General features: G+C 42.1%; 19 protein-coding genes and 21 tRNA genes. 9 read left to right on the plus strand and 31 right to left on the minus strand.

What is annotated here, in order from left to right; genetic code table 11:
- Positions 1-438: a FixH family protein gene (locus NSQ64_RS15725; protein WP_008342936.1), complete on the minus strand. Its 438-nt coding sequence runs from the start codon at positions 436-438 to the stop codon at positions 1-3.
- A gap of 123 nt (positions 439-561) precedes the next feature.
- Positions 562-1,035 carry an S-ribosylhomocysteine lyase gene (locus NSQ64_RS15730; protein WP_008342935.1) on the minus strand — a complete coding sequence of 158 codons (474 nt, stop codon included), beginning with the start codon at positions 1,033-1,035 and terminating at the stop codon, positions 562-564.
- Between the two features lie 128 nt (positions 1,036-1,163).
- Here NSQ64_RS15730 and yidD point away from each other — a divergent pair, with 128 nt between their 5' ends.
- Positions 1,164-1,388, plus strand: a complete 225-nt coding sequence (gene yidD, locus NSQ64_RS15735) for a membrane protein insertion efficiency factor YidD (RefSeq protein ID WP_008342933.1) — start codon at positions 1,164-1,166, stop codon at positions 1,386-1,388.
- A 1-nt stretch (position 1,389) separates the two neighbouring features.
- Here yidD and NSQ64_RS15740 read toward each other — a convergent pair whose 3' ends face one another.
- Positions 1,390-1,956, minus strand: coding sequence for a beta-class carbonic anhydrase (locus NSQ64_RS15740; RefSeq protein WP_017358372.1), 567 nt, complete (start codon positions 1,954-1,956; stop codon positions 1,390-1,392).
- 213 nt (positions 1,957-2,169) lie between these two features.
- On the opposite strand from NSQ64_RS15740, the gene NSQ64_RS15745 reads away from it, so the two are divergent.
- On the plus strand, positions 2,170-3,162 hold the full coding sequence (locus NSQ64_RS15745; protein ID WP_024719324.1) for a metal ABC transporter solute-binding protein, Zn/Mn family: 993 nt from the start codon (positions 2,170-2,172) through the stop codon (positions 3,160-3,162).
- A gap of 77 nt (positions 3,163-3,239) precedes the next feature.
- Here NSQ64_RS15745 and NSQ64_RS15750 read toward each other — a convergent pair whose 3' ends face one another.
- A complete protein-coding gene (locus NSQ64_RS15750; RefSeq protein WP_017358374.1) occupies positions 3,240-3,482 on the minus strand; it encodes a type B 50S ribosomal protein L31 in 243 nt (80 codons plus the stop codon).
- A 175-nt stretch (positions 3,483-3,657) separates the two neighbouring features.
- On the opposite strand from NSQ64_RS15750, the gene NSQ64_RS15755 reads away from it, so the two are divergent.
- From NSQ64_RS15755 to NSQ64_RS15770, 4 genes are all read left to right on the plus strand, one after another.
- A complete protein-coding gene (locus NSQ64_RS15755; RefSeq protein ID WP_017358375.1) occupies positions 3,658-4,989 on the plus strand; it encodes a cytochrome ubiquinol oxidase subunit I in 1,332 nt (443 codons plus the stop codon).
- A gap of 22 nt (positions 4,990-5,011) precedes the next feature.
- Positions 5,012-6,058, plus strand: coding sequence for a cytochrome d ubiquinol oxidase subunit II (locus NSQ64_RS15760; protein WP_169476099.1), 1,047 nt, complete (start codon positions 5,012-5,014; stop codon positions 6,056-6,058).
- 68 nt (positions 6,059-6,126) lie between these two features.
- Entirely contained in the window at positions 6,127-6,285 is a 159-nt protein-coding gene (locus NSQ64_RS15765) for a DUF1540 domain-containing protein (RefSeq protein ID WP_008360682.1), read from the plus strand.
- Positions 6,286-6,310: 25 nt separating this feature from the next.
- Positions 6,311-6,502, plus strand: coding sequence for a hypothetical protein (locus NSQ64_RS15770; protein ID WP_024720421.1), 192 nt, complete (start codon positions 6,311-6,313; stop codon positions 6,500-6,502).
- 105 nt (positions 6,503-6,607) lie between these two features.
- Here NSQ64_RS15770 and menC read toward each other — a convergent pair whose 3' ends face one another.
- The 6 genes from menC to NSQ64_RS15800 form a co-directional block, all read right to left on the minus strand.
- Positions 6,608-7,732 carry an o-succinylbenzoate synthase gene (menC, locus tag NSQ64_RS15775; protein ID WP_008342917.1) on the minus strand — a complete coding sequence of 375 codons (1,125 nt, stop codon included), beginning with the start codon at positions 7,730-7,732 and terminating at the stop codon, positions 6,608-6,610.
- Positions 7,719-9,179, minus strand: a complete 1,461-nt coding sequence (locus NSQ64_RS15780) for an o-succinylbenzoate--CoA ligase (RefSeq protein ID WP_041506523.1) — start codon at positions 9,177-9,179, stop codon at positions 7,719-7,721. The genes menC and NSQ64_RS15780 overlap by 14 nt, the downstream gene beginning before the upstream one ends.
- A 70-nt stretch (positions 9,180-9,249) precedes the next feature.
- Positions 9,250-10,068 (minus strand): 1,4-dihydroxy-2-naphthoyl-CoA synthase, encoded by an 819-nt coding sequence (gene menB, locus NSQ64_RS15785; protein ID WP_039168312.1) that lies wholly within the window; start codon positions 10,066-10,068, stop codon positions 9,250-9,252.
- Positions 10,069-10,082: 14 nt separating this feature from the next.
- Positions 10,083-10,913 (minus strand): 2-succinyl-6-hydroxy-2,4-cyclohexadiene-1-carboxylate synthase, encoded by an 831-nt coding sequence (gene menH, locus NSQ64_RS15790; protein ID WP_024720423.1) that lies wholly within the window; start codon positions 10,911-10,913, stop codon positions 10,083-10,085.
- Positions 10,898-12,640: a 2-succinyl-5-enolpyruvyl-6-hydroxy-3-cyclohexene-1-carboxylic-acid synthase gene (menD, locus tag NSQ64_RS15795; protein WP_160757429.1), complete on the minus strand. Its 1,743-nt coding sequence runs from the start codon at positions 12,638-12,640 to the stop codon at positions 10,898-10,900. The genes menH and menD overlap by 16 nt, the downstream gene beginning before the upstream one ends.
- The gene (locus tag NSQ64_RS15800; RefSeq protein WP_017358381.1) at positions 12,633-14,051 is read right to left on the minus strand and encodes an isochorismate synthase; all 1,419 of its coding nucleotides are present in this window, start codon (positions 14,049-14,051) and stop codon (positions 12,633-12,635) included. The genes menD and NSQ64_RS15800 overlap by 8 nt, the downstream gene beginning before the upstream one ends.
- 383 nt (positions 14,052-14,434) lie before the next feature.
- On the opposite strand from NSQ64_RS15800, the gene NSQ64_RS15805 reads away from it, so the two are divergent.
- The 3 genes from NSQ64_RS15805 to NSQ64_RS15815 all read left to right on the plus strand — a co-directional run bounded on the left by NSQ64_RS15805 (position 14,435) and on the right by NSQ64_RS15815 (position 16,790).
- Positions 14,435-15,373 (plus strand): 1,4-dihydroxy-2-naphthoate polyprenyltransferase, encoded by a 939-nt coding sequence (locus NSQ64_RS15805; RefSeq protein WP_017358382.1) that lies wholly within the window; start codon positions 14,435-14,437, stop codon positions 15,371-15,373.
- A gap of 117 nt (positions 15,374-15,490) precedes the next feature.
- Positions 15,491-16,225: a TraR/DksA C4-type zinc finger protein gene (locus NSQ64_RS15810; protein WP_268381801.1), complete on the plus strand. Its 735-nt coding sequence runs from the start codon at positions 15,491-15,493 to the stop codon at positions 16,223-16,225.
- An 88-nt stretch (positions 16,226-16,313) separates the two neighbouring features.
- On the plus strand, positions 16,314-16,790 hold the full coding sequence (locus NSQ64_RS15815) for a TspO/MBR family protein (RefSeq protein ID WP_160757426.1): 477 nt from the start codon (positions 16,314-16,316) through the stop codon (positions 16,788-16,790).
- A gap of 76 nt (positions 16,791-16,866) precedes the next feature.
- On the opposite strand, the gene NSQ64_RS15820 is transcribed toward NSQ64_RS15815, so the two are convergent.
- The 21 genes from NSQ64_RS15820 to NSQ64_RS15920 form a co-directional block, all read right to left on the minus strand.
- Positions 16,867-16,938 (minus strand) — tRNA-Glu (locus NSQ64_RS15820).
- 7 nt (positions 16,939-16,945) lie between these two features.
- Positions 16,946-17,036: transfer RNA gene (locus NSQ64_RS15825), tRNA-Ser, on the minus strand.
- 3 nt (positions 17,037-17,039) lie between these two features.
- A tRNA-Asn gene (locus NSQ64_RS15830) sits at positions 17,040-17,114 on the minus strand.
- Positions 17,115-17,120: 6 nt separating this feature from the next.
- Positions 17,121-17,197, minus strand: a tRNA-Ile gene (locus NSQ64_RS15835).
- A 16-nt stretch (positions 17,198-17,213) separates the two neighbouring features.
- A tRNA-Gly gene (locus NSQ64_RS15840) sits at positions 17,214-17,287 on the minus strand.
- A gap of 11 nt (positions 17,288-17,298) precedes the next feature.
- Positions 17,299-17,374: transfer RNA gene (locus NSQ64_RS15845), tRNA-His, on the minus strand.
- A gap of 24 nt (positions 17,375-17,398) precedes the next feature.
- Positions 17,399-17,471 (minus strand) — tRNA-Phe (locus NSQ64_RS15850).
- A 17-nt stretch (positions 17,472-17,488) separates the two neighbouring features.
- Positions 17,489-17,565: transfer RNA gene (locus tag NSQ64_RS15855), tRNA-Asp, on the minus strand.
- 15 nt (positions 17,566-17,580) lie between these two features.
- Positions 17,581-17,657: transfer RNA gene (locus NSQ64_RS15860), tRNA-Met, on the minus strand.
- Positions 17,658-17,678: 21 nt separating this feature from the next.
- Positions 17,679-17,771, minus strand: a tRNA-Ser gene (locus NSQ64_RS15865).
- Positions 17,772-17,778: 7 nt separating this feature from the next.
- Positions 17,779-17,855: transfer RNA gene (locus NSQ64_RS15870), tRNA-Ile, on the minus strand.
- A 4-nt stretch (positions 17,856-17,859) separates the two neighbouring features.
- A tRNA-Met gene (locus NSQ64_RS15875) sits at positions 17,860-17,933 on the minus strand.
- Between the two features lie 26 nt (positions 17,934-17,959).
- Positions 17,960-18,032, minus strand: a tRNA-Ala gene (locus NSQ64_RS15880).
- An 8-nt stretch (positions 18,033-18,040) separates the two neighbouring features.
- Positions 18,041-18,117: transfer RNA gene (locus tag NSQ64_RS15885), tRNA-Pro, on the minus strand.
- Positions 18,118-18,124: 7 nt separating this feature from the next.
- Positions 18,125-18,201, minus strand: a tRNA-Arg gene (locus tag NSQ64_RS15890).
- Between the two features lie 11 nt (positions 18,202-18,212).
- Positions 18,213-18,298, minus strand: a tRNA-Leu gene (locus tag NSQ64_RS15895).
- Positions 18,299-18,310: 12 nt separating this feature from the next.
- Positions 18,311-18,382, minus strand: a tRNA-Gly gene (locus NSQ64_RS15900).
- 30 nt (positions 18,383-18,412) lie between these two features.
- A tRNA-Leu gene (locus NSQ64_RS15905) sits at positions 18,413-18,495 on the minus strand.
- Positions 18,496-18,502: 7 nt separating this feature from the next.
- A tRNA-Lys gene (locus tag NSQ64_RS15910) sits at positions 18,503-18,578 on the minus strand.
- 37 nt (positions 18,579-18,615) lie between these two features.
- A tRNA-Thr gene (locus tag NSQ64_RS15915) sits at positions 18,616-18,691 on the minus strand.
- 33 nt (positions 18,692-18,724) lie between these two features.
- Positions 18,725-18,800: transfer RNA gene (locus NSQ64_RS15920), tRNA-Val, on the minus strand.
- Positions 18,801-19,095: the final 295 nt, after the last annotated feature.

A 19,095-nucleotide genomic window follows, 5' to 3' on the forward strand; every position in this document is an offset into this window, starting at 1 on the left:
TCAATGATGTGAGGTATCTTCTTCTTCAGTAGATGAACTCTCTTTTTTCACATCACCTACATGGATGTTTGTCTTCGGCATATTATGCTGCTGTTTAGCTGTCACATGGACTTGTATGATATAAAGGCCATCTTGTTTGAAAGCTGTATGCAATTCATATACACCTTTCTCCTTTTTCTTTGGCTGAATCATCTTGCTGTTATCCTTGTCGCCATCTTTCCACACTTCAAATTCAACATCATCTGCATCATCAACAGGCGTATCACCATATGTGACAGCTGCTTTTACGATAACGTTTTCATTTTTCTCCACTTGCTCCGGCCCTGTTAGTTTGACTTCTAATAGCTCAGGCACTTCTCCCTTGTCATTGCTCGCAGCCGAGTTTCCACATGCACTAAGTAATGCGAGCATCAAAATGATTCCTACCATTTTCCGCATTCGTGTATCCCCCTTTTTTTACTGACATGTCCATTTTAACAAATATCTCCTATTTTAACAGCTCTCGTTTCATTTCATATAAAAAACCGGACATTCAATATGTCCGGTTCATCATCTTACTGATTATCCAAATACTTTTAATAGCTCTTCTTGATCCTGAGACAGCCAGAAACGCATTAAACGTTTTGCTCCTTCAAGATCATGAAGCTTCGCTTGACCGCACTGCTCTTCATTTGCAGCAGGAATTTCTGTTACTTCCACTGCATCTTTGAATGTTGCATCAAGCAGTTCAACGATCTCTCTTGGTGTCGGTGCACCGCTGACAACTAAATAGTAGCCAGTCTGGCAGCCCATTGGAGAAATATCAATGATATCAAAATGATCGTATTTCTCTGAGTGTGTTCTAATATTAAACGCAAGTAAATGCTCTAATGTATGAATCGTATCAGGTTTCATTGCCTGCTTGTTTGGCTGACAAAAACGGATATCAAATTTGTTCACTTCCCCATCTGATCCCACTTTATGAACGCCGCAATGACGAACGTAAGGTGCTTTTACAGCATTATGGTCAAGTTCAAAGCTTTCGACTGAAGGCATTAATCACCACTCCTATAATTGCAATTTCCTATATTATAACATATTGTTCCGACCAGTTTAGTTTATAAAACTTCCCTTCCTTGTCCTTTTTTCTTATACTGTGAAAAGACAGACAAGGAGGAACCTCTATGAAACAAATTTTTATCGGCATCATTCGCTTTTATCAAAAATGCATTTCCCCTCTAACACCACCGAGCTGCAGGTTTTACCCCACTTGCTCAAACTACGGGCTAGAGGCGATCAAAACGCATGGCGCTTTAAAAGGCGGCTGGCTCACGATTAAACGAATTTTAAAATGTCACCCGCTGCATCCTGGAGGCATGGATCCGGTCCCGCCTAAAAAGGAAAAATAACTTACTTTTCTTCATAACCATTGACAACTAAGTCAAGCTTACCTGTTCCAGGATCAATGACAAGACCATGTACAGGCACATCAGATGGAAGAAGCGGATGATTTTTAACGACAGATACACTGTCTTTCACACTTTCTTCAACTGAGCTAAAGCTTTTGAGCCACTGTTGAAAATCGATTCCTGAGTATTCCAGTACTTCAATCCGTTTTTCTGGAATACCACGCTCAATGGCTTTATTTAAGAGTGTTTCGCTGTCTATTTTACTCATACCACAATCGTGATGCCCAATGACGTACACCTCGTCAGCATTCAATTCATAAACAGCCACTAAAATGCTTCGCATAATACTTCCAAATGGGTGAGAAACAAGAGCGCCAGCACTTTTGACAATTTTAATATCGCCATTTTTCATGTTCATGGCGCGTGGAAGCAGTTCAACAAGTCTTGTATCCATACATGATAGAATGACAGCTTTTTTCTGTGGAAACTTCGTTGTTGTAAACTCTTCATATCGCTTCTCTTCAATAAATTGTTGGTTATATTCGATGATTTCGTCTAAAAGTTTCATAAGTTTGTCCATTCCTTTTTCTTTTTTTAAAAATAAATATAGCACAATGTTTTAAATTTCGTCACGTTTTGACGTCTATTTTTTTAGAGGAAACATCTTCTGATGAAAATTTTTTATTTTCCTCTTTTCAAATCGTAATTATTACGATACAATAACTCAGGACATTAAATCGTAATCATTTCTATCTAATAGGTTGAGAGGAGACATTCTTAGATGAAAAAAATCTTTTTTATTTTAACAGCTGCTTTATTAGCGGTCGGTCTTGCCGCTTGCTCAAGCAGTGCGGGGACAAATGCTTCAAAAGGAAAAGCAGATGGGAAATTAACCATTTACACGACGATCTTCCCTATTCAAGATTTCACTGAAAAAATTGGCGGCTCTCACGTGAACGCTCAAAGTGTGTACCCTGCCAATGCAGATGCACACAGCTTTGAACCAAGTTCAAAAACGATGGTTGAAATGGCTGAAGGAGATGCCTTTATTTACAGCGGAACAGGTGCTGAAGCATTTGCTGATAAAACGGCTTCTACGTTAAAAGACCAAGGCGTGAAAACAGTGAAAGCAGCCGAAGGCATCAAGCTATTATCAACACAAGAAGAACATGCTCATGAAGAAGGTGAGGACCATGATCACGATCATGAAGGTGAAGATCATGACCATGATGGACACGACCACGGAGATAAAGATCCCCATGCATGGCTAGACCCTGTTTATGCACAGCAAATGGCAAAAAACATTAAAGACACACTCGTTTCACTAGATCCAGATCATAAAGACGAATACACAAAAAACTATGAATCACTAAAAAAAGAATTACAATCGTTAGATCAGGAATTCAAAACAACGTTATCTAAAGCAGAACATAAAGAAATTCTTGTTTCTCACGCTGCATACGGCTACTGGGAAAAACGCTATGGCATTGAGCAAATCAGTGTACTAGGACTCTCTGCTTCTGAAGAGCCTTCCCAAAAACAGCTTGAAAATATCGTACAACAGGCAGAAAAGCATCACATCAAGTATGTCATTTTTGAAAATAACGTCAGCAGTAAAGTATCAGATACGATTCGCAGTGAAATTGGGGCAAAAAGCCTTACACTGAAAAATCTAGAATCCATTACAGAAGATGATGCTAAAAATGGCGAAAGCTATGTCAGCTTAATGAAACAAAATTTAAACACATTAAAAACAGCTTTAAATGTTGAATGAATTCATGAACCCCGTGCGATCAGCCGGGGTTTTTTACTGCACAAAAAAACACACCATGATCAGGTGTGTTTCTTTGTTTACATTTGATATTTTTTCTTAAACTGCTCCGCTCTGCCGCCTTTTTCTCCGAATTTCTGGCGTCCTGTATAAAATGGATGCGTATCAGAGCTTGTCTCTACTTTAATGACAGGATAAGTCTTCCCATCTTCCCACTCTACGGTCTCATGTGATGTCTTTGTTGATCTACTTAAGAAGCGGTAACCGCTGTTTACGTCCATAAATACAACTTCATGTGAGGTTGGATGAATATCTCTTTTCAATGTCAAAACTCCCTTCATCATTAAAACGTAATGATTACGTTTTATAGTTATATTCTACTCCCCCTTTTACAACTTGTCAAAAAACAAGCTTTCTTAGTCAGGAAGAATAATCTAAAAATGGTGGAGAATAATAAACACCATCAAAAGAGATGCGATAAGAAAGGCGGAGAAAAAATTGACTGATCTCGTTTTAGCTAGAAGTCTGTTCGGCACAACAATGGGCTTCCATATTATTTATGCCTCGCTTGGCGTAGGCATCCCGCTAATGATTTTGTTAGCTGAACTCATCTTTCAAAAAACGAAGGACCCGCATTATGCCATCATGGCCAAACGATGGACAAAAGCGCAGGCTGTTCTGTTAGGGGTTGCCATTCCAACCGGTACCATTGCTGGTACGCAGCTTGCCCTTCTATGGCCTGGTTTTATGGAGGTCATCGGAAAAGTCATGTCACTGCCATTTCAAATAGAAATTTATGCTTTCTTTATTGAAGCATTATTTATGTCTATTTATGTGTACGCAGCAGATCGTTTATCACCAGCCATGCGCATCATTACCGTTATTTTCGTTGTCATTGGTGCAGCAGCTTCAGCGATTCTCATTACAAACGTACATGCTTTTGAAGGAACACCCGCTGGCTTTCAAATGGTCAATGGAGAAATAACGAATATCGAACCTTGGAAGGCATTTTTCAATCCTAGTTTTGTTGTAACTGCTACTCACGTAGTACTGTCTGCTTTTACAACAGGCGCTTTTGTCATTGCTTCTGTCGCTGCATTTAAAATGTTGAAAACAAGAAAAAACGAAAAGCTCTATACCTTTCATCGAAAAGCCCTTTTTCTTGGACTGATTGTTGGTGGACTTTTCTCTTTTCTCACAGCCTTAAACGGTCACGAATCAGCTCAGCTTCTATATGAATATCAGCCTGAAAAATTAGCGGGTGCTGAAGGATTATTTGAAACGCAATCACATGCGCCTCTAGCCATTGGCGGTTTTACTGATGCCAATACGCAAGAAATCAAAGGAGCTATCGAAATCCCTTGGGCACTTAGTTTTCTTGCAGGAAATAGCTTTGATACTGTGGTTAAAGGGTTAAATGATTTTCCTAGGGACGAGTGGCCGCCTTTATTTATTCACACATTATTTAACGGAATGGTCATAATCGGCTCATTGCTCATTTTCTTTGCTGTGTTAGCACTGTTTTACCGCAAAATTTTAAAACGCGATCATTATCCAAAATGGCTGCTTGTCCTTTATTTATTTGGCGGGCCTCTTAGTCTTTTGGCGATTGAATTTGGCTGGATCTTTGCCTGTACAGGCCGTCAGCCATGGGTGATCTATCGAATGCTCAAAACCTCTGAAGTCGTCACATCATCAGGGTCTATCGGTACACTTTTCATCCTTTTTGCCATTGTCTATCTCATTTTAGGCATCGCAACTGTGATTGTACTGACGTACTACTTTAGAAAACATTCAATTGAAGAAGACTTACGGTTAACAGAATCTTAAAAAGGGAGCGATCTTGATGCAAATGGATGTAACAACTGATGCACTCATTGCAATCACCATCTTATGGGGATTCGTGTTTATCTATGCAGTGATGGCATCAATGGATTTCGGTGCAGGATTTTGGTCAATGATTTACATGAACAAAGAGCAGACAAAGGCCGCAAATATCGCAAATAAGTATCTTTCTCCAACTTGGGAAGTAACAAACGTCTTCATTGTGGCCATCGTCGTTGCCTTGTTTAGCCTGTTTCCAGGTGCAACATTTGTGCTAGGCACTGTTCTATTAATACCTGGCAGCATTATTTTGTTGCTTCTGGCACTGCGAAGCGGATTTCTCGTCTTCTCTCATTCACTGCCTAAAAAATATAGAAAAGCCGTGACATATATTTCAGGAATTAGCGGCTTTATTATTCCGTCCATCCTCATCATGGTTCTCCCCATTACACATGGTGGATTCATCTTTCAGGAGAATAATGTCTACTCATTAGATTTAGGATTGGTCTTTACAAGCGCAAATGTCTATTCTTTCGTAGGTTTTGCGATTTTCAGTACCCTTTTCCTCTCATCTTTGCTTTTAGCTGATTTTTCTAATGTTGCAAACGAAGATGAGGCTTATAACATTTATAGAAGAGGAGCACTGATTACAGGTCCGCTTTCTCTCATGATGGCTTTCTTTATCATGCTCACACTGAGAAGTGAGGCCAATTGGCTGTTCACAAAAATGATGCAGAACATCCCGATCCTGCTTGTTTCTCTGCTCATGTTTTTGCTTGCAGGTTTGGCTCTATTTTTACCAAACAGCCGCTTTAAACATCGGAAAGGGAGACCACGTTTAGCGGTTATCGCCATTACAATTCAATATTTCTTAGCAAGCTATGTGTATGGACATGCGCATTTGCCCTATATGGCCTATCCTGATATTACCATCATGTCTGGGTTTACAGATCCCGTCACATTTAGGGCATTATTTATTACGTATATTGTAGGGTTTATCATCCTATTCCCTGGGTTCTACTTCTTCTGGAAATTGTTTATGAAAGATAAGCGTTATATTCGTCAGGAAGATTAACATGAATGAACGCCCCTTACTTCGGTTACATTATAGATGAAAGACATACTCAAAAGGAGGTCATCTGTATGAGTCAAAAAATCCTTTGTGAAGTAAACAACTGTTCCTACTGGAATGCTGGAAATCGTTGTGGTGCAGATGCAATTTATGTCGTCAGCCATACAGGAAATACGGCAGAGAAAAGTGAAGAAACTGACTGTAAAACGTTTAAACCTCAAGACCTTTAAGTCTCATTAAAGGAGGCGCTTCGCTTTGAAAAACGATCGGCTTACTCAAACGTTTCTTGAAGAAATTCAGGACGCGGACGAGGCTGCATTTTATCAAGCAGCTCACTCCTTTTTAAATCTTTGGGATTATGAATACGGACATGTTTCCGACATGCCCAATGACATGCATCAGTATATTGGCCAGCTTGCTTACGACAGCGGGCTTGTAGAAGAGTAAGAAAGAGCGGATGACCGCTCTTTCTTTTTGTTCAGACAGGAAGGAAAAACTTTCCTCAACTATACAGTGGTTCTATTGATGGTGCAAATGGCGATTCATTCGTTTTCATTTCACAAAATCATGTTTTGTAAACACATCAATTTTATCTGAGAAAGAACGAAGCGCTTGATAATCAACTTCTACACCCATACCTGGAGAACGCGGTACTTCAATAAACCCATTTTCAACTTTAATTTCAGGAAAAATGATATCCTGCTCCCAATATTTCGACGATGCTGAAATATCCCCAGGAATCGTAAATTGCGGAAGTGATGCAAGTGCCACGTTTTGCGCGCGAGAAATGCCTGTTTCAATCATTCCACCGCACCATAACGGAATCTGCTGCTCCTTGCAGAACGCATGAATTTTAAGTGCTTCAGTCAGCCCTCCAACTCGTGAAGGCTTCACATTAATAATCTGACAGCTTCCAAGTTCTACAGCTTTTCTCGCATCATCTAAAGAACAAATACTTTCATCCAAACAGATTGGTGTTTTTAAATGCTTTTGCAAATGCCGATGATCGACAATGTCATCTGCGGCTAAAGGCTGTTCGATCATTAATAAACGAATATCGTCGAGCTGCTTCAGTTTGCTAATATCTTTTAATTCATAAGCAGAGTTTGCGTCCGCCATTAACGGAAGGTGAGGGAAAGACTCCCTTATCTTTTGTAGAAGTCCAATATCTTGTCCCGGCTTAATTTTCACTTTCACACGCTGATAGCCTTGATCAACAAATTGCTCGATTTGCTGAATCATATCATCTATTGGTCCTAACCCCGCAACGACACCAGATGGAATTCTATCTCTAGTACCGCCTAAGACGTCACGTAAGGACTTATTTTCTCGCTTCGCATAAATATCCCACACAGCTGCCTCAATTCCCGCTTTGGCCATTCTATTGCCTTTAAAATGGTACAAGCTGTCTGGTATGTCCGAAGGATGTGTAAAAGATCGGGTCAGCACGTTCGGGATAAAGAAAGCCCTGAGCATGTGATAGCAGGTCTCGATGGTTTCTTCTGTATACCACGGAGAAGAGAAGGCAGATACCTCTCCCCATCCAGTTAATCCTGTTTGATCTTTGACCTCGACAATAATAAACTCACGCTCTGAAATGGTCCCAAGGCTTGTTGTAAATGGCTGTTTGAGTTTCATCGTGACATGATATAAGATCACACGTTCAATTTGAATCATCTAAAAACCCCTTTGATTTGAGTCTGTGCCTCTGCAATTTATTCGACGCATTCCTTGGCAGCTCATCCACAAAGTGAAAAGCGGCGGGCCATTTATACTTGGCTAATTGCGACTGACACAAAGCATAGAGCTCATTCTCCGGAATCTGCTCATCTGTCACAAGGAAGGCAGCAGGTACCTCTCCCCATTTTTTATCATATATACCCGTCACTCCGGCTTCCTTTACATTTGGATGTGTTAAAAGAACTGCTTCAATTTCTGCTGGATAAATATTTTCTCCGCCAGAAATAATTAAGTCTGACCGCCGATCAAGCACAAATAAGAATCCGTCCTCATCTACATAGCCAATATCACCCGTTTTCAGCCAGCCCTGATCAAATGCAGCAGCTGTTGCCTCTTGACGATAAAGGTAGCCTTTCATGACATTTGCACCTTTTACCATGATTTCACCATGCTCAAAAGGACGACACGGACGGTCCTCATCTTGAATCTTTAATTCACACCCAAAAAGGGGTTTTCCCGCTGATCCAAGCTTTTCCACACTAAATTCTGGCGCAAGTGTCACAATTTGCGAGCAGGTCTCCGTCATACCGTACGATTGAAACACAGGAAATCCTTTCTCCTTACTCTCTTGAAGCATCGCATAAGGCGCAGGGCCTCCGCCTAACAGCAGGCAGCGCAAAGAAGACGGACATTCTTCAAGTCCACTTAATAAACGGGACAGCATGGTTTGAACAACTGACAACATCGTCACTCGATGCTGTTCAATAGCATTCTTGACTTCATCGACATCAAACTTTTGATGAAGCACGACAGTCATACCGTATATGACAGATTTAAATATAGCGGATAAACCGCTTATATGAAAAAGAGGCAAGGCAATGAGCCAGCGGTCGTCCTCCCTGATTCCTAAATTCAATGCCGAGGAAACAGCACTATGAAAATGATTACCAAACGTTTGCTCCACCCCTTTAGGGCGTCCTGTCGTTCCAGATGTATACATAATCGTCGCCGTCTCATTTAAATCAATATCATGTACGACCTTCTTTTCCATATCATGATCTGCATCAGGTAAAGTCTCTATTGTATAAACAGGTAAATCACCATGATGCTCATTTGCATATGCAGGCTCTGTTAATAAAGCCATGACTTTCGCATCTTCCAACTGAAAACGTCTCTCTGCTTTTGTTAACTTATTGTTCAATAACACAATCTTGAAGCCTAATAAAAAACAAGCGTGAACAAGCATGACCATATGAGGATGGTTGTTCATTAAAATCGCAACCGTATCCCCTTTTTTAAAAGAGACACGTGTCAGTCGATTCGCAAGTTGGTCTACATCATTCGCTAAATCACGAAATGTCCACTCTTTGTCTTGATAAATGAGTGCGACCCGGTCTGGCGTTAAATACGCACGGTGCAGCAGCCAATTGGGTTGCTTCATCATGACACCTCCTTTTCATAAAAGAAAACAGCTCAGTCTGATGCACTAAGCTGTTTTCATCCATATCATTGAATCAAGGGAAACGAGGGAACTGACCGAAGTCTGGCTTCCGTTTTTCCTTAAAGGAATCGCGTCCTTCTTTTGCTTCATCTGTTGTGTAATAAAGAAGGGTCGCATCTCCTGCAAATTGCTGAATACCAGCTAATCCATCTGTGTCAGCATTAAATGCAGCTTTCAAGAATCGTAAAGCGGTCGGGCTCTTTTCTAGCATGTCCTCACACCACTTCACTGTTTCTTCTTCCAGCTGCTCTAATGGTACAACTGTGTTGACAAGTCCCATATCAAGCGCTTCTTGTGCATTGTATTGACGACATAAGTACCAGATCTCTCTTGCTTTCTTATGGCCCACAATACGTGCAAGATAGCCAGACCCATAACCAGCATCAAAGCTGCCCACTTTTGGTCCTGTTTGTCCAAAAATCGCATTGTCTGCTGCAATCGTGAGGTCACACACGACATGAAGCACATGTCCGCCGCCAATCGCATAGCCCGCAACCATCGCAATAACTGGTTTTGGAATGACACGAATTAAACGCTGTAAGTCTAGTACGTTTAGACGCGGAATTTGATCGTCTCCTACATAGCCGCCATGACCGCGTACTTTTTGGTCTCCACCAGAACAGAATGCTTTTCCTCCAGCACCTGCAAGGACAATGACACCAACTTCTGAATTGTCACGAGCACGTGAGAATGCATCAATTAATTCACTTACGGTCTTTGGTGTAAAGGCATTATGTACGTGCGGACGGTTAATGGTGATTTTTGCAATCCCATTATATGTTTCATATAAAATTTCGTCATACTGACGCTCAGTTTGCCATTCAATAGCCATCAATATTTCCTCCTCTAATCTTGCGATAAAATAAACTCACTTACTATTTTACCAAAAAAATGTGGTTGTTCCACATGAACTGTATGCCCGGCATGCTCTGCTACTGTGAATTGACTGTATTCAAGCGCCTGCTGCATACGTTTGGCGATGTGACAAAACTTTTTATCAAGTGTTCCGCAAATGAGTAAAACAGGCTGTTTTATCTGCTTTAATGCTTGCCACATAGACGGCTGTGAACCGGTTCCTATACCTTCTAAGCTGCGAGCCAGCCCGTTAGGATCGGCTTTTAGCCTTCCCTCTCTCAGTTGCGTTAGCCTGTCCGCTGGCAAGGATTTCTGCGAAGCAAACAGCGGAATGTTCTCCCAAAAATCCACAAACTGCGCTAATCCTTCATGTCTGATCTTTTGAGCTAGCTGATGATCATGATTCAGCCTCTCCATCCGCTCTTTAAAAGAGTTCAGCCCTGGAGATGTACTCTCAAGAATCAGTTTGTTTACACGTTCTGGATAACGGGAGGCAAATGATAAAGCAATACGCCCTCCCATAGAATATCCGAGAATGTTCACTTTGTGAAGCTTTAATTGATCTAAAATCTCAGCAAGATCTGCCAGCTGCTGGGACATTGCATATCTTCTTATACTCTTTGGTGAGTCTGTGCGGCCATGTCCAAGCAAGCTGACCTGAATCAATCTCGTATGTTTTTGTGTATAAGTATTCAAAAAAGCCCAAGAAGCTGCACTCCCTGTAAAGCCATGTAAACATAACGTGGCATTTTCAGCAGATGGGTTATGGTCTATCACCTCATACGCCACACCATCGTGCATTCGTATTATGAGTGAAGGCATTCTTTTTTCACTTCCCTCAATATCTCGTCCATCATTTGGCGATGTTTGCCAACGCGAGAATGCCGGTCAGTTTCAATTTCAATTAAATGAAGCCCTGGTTCTTGGATATGCGCCAAGTACACATCTTTTAACTCTTCTTTCGTTGTCGGCTTCGAATAGGTTCCCCCATATAGCTTTGATGCATACTCAAAATTCAACCCAGTCGGCGTACCAAAGAGCTTTTCATAATACGGTTCATCGGATGCCTGCGGAAGGAAAGAAAAGATTCCTCCACCATCATTGTTTAACAACACAACCGTGAGCGGAATGTCCATTAGCTTAGCTGCAAGAAGACCGTTCATATCATGGTAAAAAGATAAATCGCCGATGACTAAAGTGATGGGTTGTTTCAAGGCTGCATATGTTCCAAGAGCTGTGGACACAACACCATCAATGCCATTTGCTCCGCGATTCGCCATCATCCGAAACGGTTTTGACTGCGTTTCAAAAAAGGTATCGACATCTCGAATAGGCATACTATTTCCGATAAAGAGCACACTCTCTTTTGGCAAAAGGTGCTGCAGCTGACGATACACATTTCCCTCAAATGTCAGGTCCTCATCATTGTATTGATTTACATGCATTCTAAAAGAAGAATTGACACTCTGCCAGCGTCGTAAATAAGATGTATCCTGACGCTTTTCCGCTCTCATCAAGACTTCTTCTACAAAAGAGGCTGCATGACTTTCAATCATGTATGATGCGCTTAAACCAGGATCTCGATAACCACCCGCAGCATCGACGACAATCTGCTTCACTTCCGCATGCTTTTCTAGCCACTTAAATAAAGGCTTAGACACAGGCATCGGTCCAAAACGAATGACCATTTCAGGCAAGAGATGCTGCTGCAATGCCTCATCTTTTAACAAAGAATCGTATGCATCTATGATGTATTCTTCACTTTCATGTCCATTTCGCAAAAGAGAAAGCGGGTCAGCTAAAATTGGCAGATGCAAAGCTTTTGCAAGACGTAACACTGACGCCTGCTCTTCCGGCGAGTGAAGTTCACCAGCAACAATGATTCCTTTTGCCGCTTTGTTCATGATAGACACTAATTCTGACATAACCCGATCATCCGGACGAGCTTGACCTGCTGCTAAAACTTTGTTCGCAACTCCTTCTTCTCTATCAAAAGGATCAATAGACAAGTCAGGTAGCAATGGTTCTCTCAGCGGCACATTCACCTGAACTGGTCCCTTTGGCTCCTGCGTTGACACATGACTTGCCCTAGCAGCAGCAGTTTGGACATACCGCAGCATCGTTTGGCTTTCTTCTGGCAAGGCTAAGTCTGTGAACCATTTAACAAACTTACCGAATAAGAATTGCTGATCAATCGCTTGAGGTGCCCCAACCTCCCTCAATTCGTGCGGCCGATCAGCAGTTAAAACAATCAATGGTACCCGAGAATAATGTGCCTCGACAACAGCTGGGTAAAAGTTAGCTGCTGCCGTACCTGATGTACAAATGAGTAGCACTGGTGTTTGGCTCGCTTTCGCAAGACCCAGTGCATAAAAAGCAGCAGACCGTTCATCCACTAACACATGGACATTGATTTCTTGATGAGCAAGAGCGAGCATCGCAAGCGGTGTTGAACGGGAGCCAGGACAAACAACTGCCTCCTTCACACCACTTTGCACAAATTCATCCATTAATCTGCCAATATATCTTGTCATGATTTGATTATTCAATAGGACGACCTCCAAGAGCAGACAGCATTGGTCTTAATTTCACTTGCGTTTCTTCATACTCTTGTTTTGCAAGGGAATCCTCTACAATTCCACATCCAGCAAACAAACGAACTTGGTCTTCCTCAATAAGACCTGATCGAATGGCGACAGCAAATTCTCCATTGTCCTTAGAATCAATCCATCCCACTGGCGCCGCATACCAACCGCGTTTCAACGGTTCGATTTCACGAATCACCTCTACCGCTTTTTCCTTAGGATATCCTCCAAGCGCTGGTGTTGGATGAAGCTGTTCAATTAATGAAAAGAGTGAACAGCTGCTTTTAATTTCTCCCACAATGGGTGTAAATAAATGCTGAATGTTTTTCGTTTTATAAAGACTTGGTTGATTTGGCTTATGCACATGATGGCAGTTTGCTTCAAATGCCTGCTCAATCATATTCACGACAATTTGATGTTCAATCAAATTTTTCTCATCATGAAGCAGTTCCTCACCTAGTGCCTGATCTTCTACTTCATCTTGACCACGTACAATGGAACCTGCCAAACACGATGAAAACACTTCACCACCGCTTTTTTTCACTAAACGTTCAGGCGTCGCCCCGACAAATGCTTGTCTTCCCTGCTCTATAGCAAATACATAACTCGTTGTTTGATGTTTTAGTAATTCTGCTAATAGTGGAGCGAGTTCTATTTGATTTTTATAGTGAAGCAAGACTTCTCTTGCTAAAACAACCTTTTCATATTCGTTCACACGAATGTGTTCTGTCGCTTCATGGATTGCTTTCATCCATTCCTGGACATCTAACTCTTCCATATGAACAAGCTCAGCTTGTCCATGATTTCTGACAGGCAATGCATCAAAATTAGAAGCTTTCTGTTCTAACTCTTGAATGAGCTGATGAACATTCCCGTCCACCTCGTTCCATTCATTGATCGTTAGAAACGTGCCTTCTTTTGAAACAGTCAGCATCATCGATGGCACAAAAAAATGAGCCTCGCCAAATGCTTCCCAGTGACGCGCCTTCTCTTCATATGGATCAAATGAAAATCCTCCAAATAAAAGCGGACCAACTGCCGCTTGCTTTAACTCCTTCTCATCATGAAAATGGAACATATGCTGTTTCAGCTGCTCCCATTCTTGATGGACGATATTGAATCGTTCTTTGCCTTGCTCTGATGATTTAATCACGGCCGCTCTGCCAAGTCCAGAAAATATCATTTGGCTTTCTGGATCAGACCAAAAAAACCGCTCGCCTAAAAAATCCGCTTCGCCGCTTTGGAAAAAGGCAAGAGGATCCAGATCGTCAACTCTTCTGGAGTAGCTTATCAAAACAGCATGGTTGACGTTATTCGCTTCTTCTAATGTCGCAAGCGCTTCCTGCCGGAAAGTACTTTGCACTGTTGTCACCATGATACATTCCTCCAAAATCCATGAAATAACATATAAAAATAAAACCATCATGTAAAAAAATACATGAACATTCGAGTATGTCGAATGACCTGCTTTTCTATTATAAACCTTAACAGATGAACTTAGTAAAGAAAACAGCTTTTAAAACCTCGAATCCTTATTATATCACGCTTTCAAGATTTTTTCGCTCCCGCTTATTGAAATGAGAACATCCCTTAAAAAATGGTAAGACCTGTTCGAAGATCAAGCTTTCTCTCTAGATGGGAACGATTAGCAAACATCTTTTTCTTGTTTCATCGCATCAATATATTGACACCTTTTTGAACTTTGCTAAACTGGAATTTGGACGTGTACGTATTTTTTTATTTAAAGGAGTATATTTTATGCAGCATCAATCGATATCAGATCAGCTTTCACCAATTAAGCCTGATAAGAACTGGCGGATTTGGTGGAATTTACTACGACCGCATACATTAACAGCGGCATTTATTCCCGTTACTTTAGGAACTGTCCTAGCACTTCCGAGTGGTCAAATACATGTTGGGCTATTTTTAGCTATGCTATTTGCATCGATGTTTATCCAAATTGCAACGAACATGTTTAATGAGTACTTTGATTATGTTCGCGGATTGGACAATGAGAAATCTGTCGGTATCGGCGGAGCGATCGTGAGAAACGGTGTAAAACCAAAAACAGTTTTAGGCCTCGCTTATGCCTTATTCGCGCTTTCTTTATTACTTGGGATCTATATTTGCATGATGTCTAGCTGGTGGATTGCACTCATAGGACTAATTTGTATGGCAGCAGGCTATTTTTATACCGGTGGCCCTGTACCAATTGCTTATACACCATTTGGAGAACTTGTATCAGGTGCTTTTATGGGACTAGGCATCATTTTAATTAGTTTCTATATCCAAACAGGAACATTGACATCAAAAGCTGTGCTCATTTCATTACCTATCTCTATTTTAGTTGGTGCCATCTTACTGTCGAACAATATCCGTGATTTAGACGGTGATAAAGAGAATGGACGAAAAACACTTGCTATCCTAGCTGGACGTAAAGCGGCAGTCAACATCCTACTTTCCATGTTTGTGATCTCATATGTACTCATTTTTGTTTATATCTTTATGGATATCGTGGGTCTTTGGAGTCTTCTTGTCTTACTCAGTGTGCCAAAAGCTTATACAGCCATTAAAGAATTTAAGCAAAAAGAAAAACCCATTGAATTAATGAATGCCATGAAGTCGACAGCACAAACCAATACGTTTTTTGGTTTCCTGTTAACGATCGCATTGATCTTACAATATTATCTCGCATAACACGAAACGCCTGCAGCCGCAGGCGTTTTTTATTGAAGAATTGCTTCAAATTGGCACAAGTCTTACATAAAAATTTGCTCATACTAACAATATGTTTGATATGAAAGGGTGATCGCTTTGTTGTCTAAAAACGAATTACATCAGTTGAAGCAGCGACTTCTCGATGAAAAACAAGAAATTGAAGCCAAAAGCCATGACGATGAACAGAAAGTATCATTTCCTTATGATTCAGTGGGCGAACTGTCGGCCTATGATAACCACCCTGGCGACCAAGGGACAGAACTATTCGAACGCGGAAAAGACATTGCCTTAAACAGTTTGGAACATGAGCATCTTTCCGATATCAATGAAGCACTCCAAGCAGTGGCAGACGGCTCTTATGGTTTGTGTAAAGTGTGTAAAGCCCCTATTCCTAAAGAACGCTTAGAAGCCCTTCCCACCGCCGTCACATGCACAGAGCATTCAAAAGAACAGACCGTTTCACAAAACCGTCCCATTGAAGAGGACTTATTAAGTCCGCCCTCAGGGCAATTTGAAAATGAAGAAAGTGCTGCATATGACGGAGAAGATGCCTACCAAGACGTAGAACGCTATGGGAACTCTGATACCCCATCCGATATGGAATTTCCTCCATTGACATACGATGATGTGTATACACAATCAGAAGATGAAGATTATGTGGAAGACTATGAAGGGTTTGCAGCTGCTGATATTGAAGGAAAAGCAAGCAAGGTCTATCCAAATAAAGCACACGAAGCTTATGAAGAAGCATTAGATGAAGAAGGCGTCATGACAGTGTTTGGTGACTTGAAGCCGTATGAAGAAGAACCTTATACTAAAAAAAATCATTAGTCCCCACATATTGGGGGCTTGATGTTTATATCATGTAATAATTGGGAAATAAGTTGAAGAGTGAATTTGATTGGGAGGAGATTTCTGGATGGCTAAAAAAAGTATCATTTGGGCGGTTATCGTCTTCTTTATTACATACGCATTATTTTCTATTGCAGGGTTCCTGTTCCCTATCGACAGAGAATGGTATGACACACTAAATAAACCTGAATGGACACCTAGTGGTGGTGTCATCGGTGCGGTCTGGGCTGTGTTATTCGCCCTCATTTCGTTATCTGCCGCCATCATTTATGCAAAGTACGGTTTTCAAAAAATCACATTACCATTTTGGATTCTGTTTCTTTTAAATTATGTATTCAATCAAGCCTTTAGCTTTTTTCAATTTACACAAAAAGATTTATTTGCAGCTACGATCGACTGCCTGCTTGTAGCACTGACAGCACTCGCGCTTGTCATCGTCTCACGTAAACTAAGCAATGTTGTCCCAATTTTATTGATTCCTTATGTTTTATGGGGATTCTTTGCGACATACTTGTCTTATACGATCTATTCCATGAATATGTAAGAAAAGACCGCTATGATGGCGGTCTTTCGTTTTGCGGAAAATAAAAAAGAGGTCTTTATTAGACCTCTTTAAAAAATGACCCGTACGGGATTCGAACCCGTGTTACCGCCGTGAAAGGGCGGTGTCTTAACCGCTTGACCAACGGGCCAGAAAAATGGCGGAGAAGGAGGGATTTGAACCCTCGCGCCGCTTGCGCGACCTACACCCTTAGCAGGGGCGCCTCTTCAGCCACTTGAGTACTTCTCCATTTGGCTCCGCAGGTAGGATTCGAACCTACGACCGATCGGTTAACAGCCGATAGCTCTACCACTGAGCTACTGCGGAAAGTCATGGTGGGCCTGAGTGGACTCGAACCACCGACCTCACGCTTATCAGGCGTGCGCTCTAACCAGCTGAGCTACAGGCCCATGAACGATATGCAAATGGAGCGGGTGATGGGAATCGAACCCACGACATCAGCTTGGAAGGCTGAGGTTTTACCACTAAACTACACCCGCAAAAATATGTATGGGGCGATTGATGGGAATCGAACCCACGAGTGCCAGAGCCACAATCTGGTGCGTTAACCACTTCGCCACAACCGCCATACTGATATTTATTTGTAAAAGTGGCTCGGGACGGAATCGAACCGCCGACACACGGATTTTCAGTCCGTTGCTCTACCAACTGAGCTACCGAGCCATGTATTCATTTGAAAATGGCGGTCCGGACGGGACTCGAACCCGCGACCTCCTGCGTGACAGGCAGGCATTCTAACCAACTGAACTACCGGACCAATAGAGAAAAAATTTGGTTGCGGGGGCAGGATTTGAACCTGCGACCTTCGGGTTATGAGCCCGACGAGCTACCGAACTGCTCCACCCCGCGATGATATCATTTTTTAAAATATGGCGGAGGAAGAGGGATTCGAACCCCCGCGGGCTTTGACACCCCTGTCGGTTTTCAAGACCGATCCCTTCAGCCGGACTTGGGTATTCCTCCGTATAGATGGTGGACCTTGTAGGACTCGAACCTACGACCGGACGGTTATGAGCCGTCTGCTCTAACCAACTGAGCTAAAGGTCCTTTATAGCGGCGGAGGGGATCGAACCCCCGACCTCACGGGTATGAACCGTACGCTCTAGCCAGCTGAGCTACACCGCCATGATATAAAATAATCTTTTAAAAAGTGGAGCCTAGCGGGATCGAACCGCTGACCTCCTGCGTGCAAGGCAGGCGCTCTCCCAGCTGAGCTAAGGCCCCATAAAAGATGGTCGGGAAGACAGGATTCGAACCTGCGACCCCTTGGTCCCAAACCAAGTGCTCTACCAAGCTGAGCTACTTCCCGATCTTAATGGCGCGCCCGAGAGGAGTCGAACCCCTAACCTTTTGATCCGTAGTCAAACGCTCTATCCAATTGAGCTACGGGCGCTTATTTTATAATGCCGAGGGCCGGACTTGAACCGGCACGGTAGTCACCTACCGCAGGATTTTAAGTCCTGTGTGTCTGCCAATTCCACCACCCCGGCGTGGATGGTATAAGCGGAAGACGGGATTCGAACCCGCGACCCCCACCTTGGCAAGGTGGTGTTCTACCACTGAACTACTTCCGCATTACAGGATTTCTTTATGTTGTTTGGCAATGCGGGTGAAGGGACTTGAACCCCCACGTCATAAAGACACTAGATCCTAAGTCTAGCGCGTCTGCCAATTCCGCCACACCCGCATGAAAATGGTGAGCCATGAAGGACTCGAACCTTCGACCCTCTGATTAAAAGTCAGATGCTCTACCAACTGAGCTAATGGCTCGCTTTTAAAGCGACTTGTCTATCTTACCATATGAAAGTGGTGCCGGCAAGAGGACTTGAACCCCCAACCTACTGATTACAAGTCAGTTGCTCTACCAGTTGAGCTACACCGGCTTTATCTATCCTAACATTATGTAAGAATAAATATGGTGGAGGATGACGGGCTCGAACCGCCGACCCTCTGCTTGTAAGGCAGATGCTCTCCCAGCTGAGCTAATCCTCCACTATGTAGGAATCTCTCGATCCGACAAAGATTATTATATACAGGTTTCACTCATTTGTAAAGGCTATATTAAAAAAATTTTATTTCATTTTTCATGACGTATTTCTTTTAACAGATGATGTTGATGTTACCAGTCAAAACGGCTTCAATTCAACGATTAACAGCTGTATTTCTCTTCTCTATATTCTCTTTAAAAACGAGTAAATCCTTTAAAAATATCAGCAGCCTTTCAATTTTTATACTTTAATGATATAGATATTTCTTTATTTCAACTGTTAAACGCAATGAATGTTTT

The sequence above is a fragment of the Bacillus sp. FSL W8-0183 genome, from assembly GCF_038006825.1.
Classification (GTDB): domain Bacteria; phylum Bacillota; class Bacilli; order Bacillales; family Bacillaceae; genus Bacillus; species Bacillus altitudinis.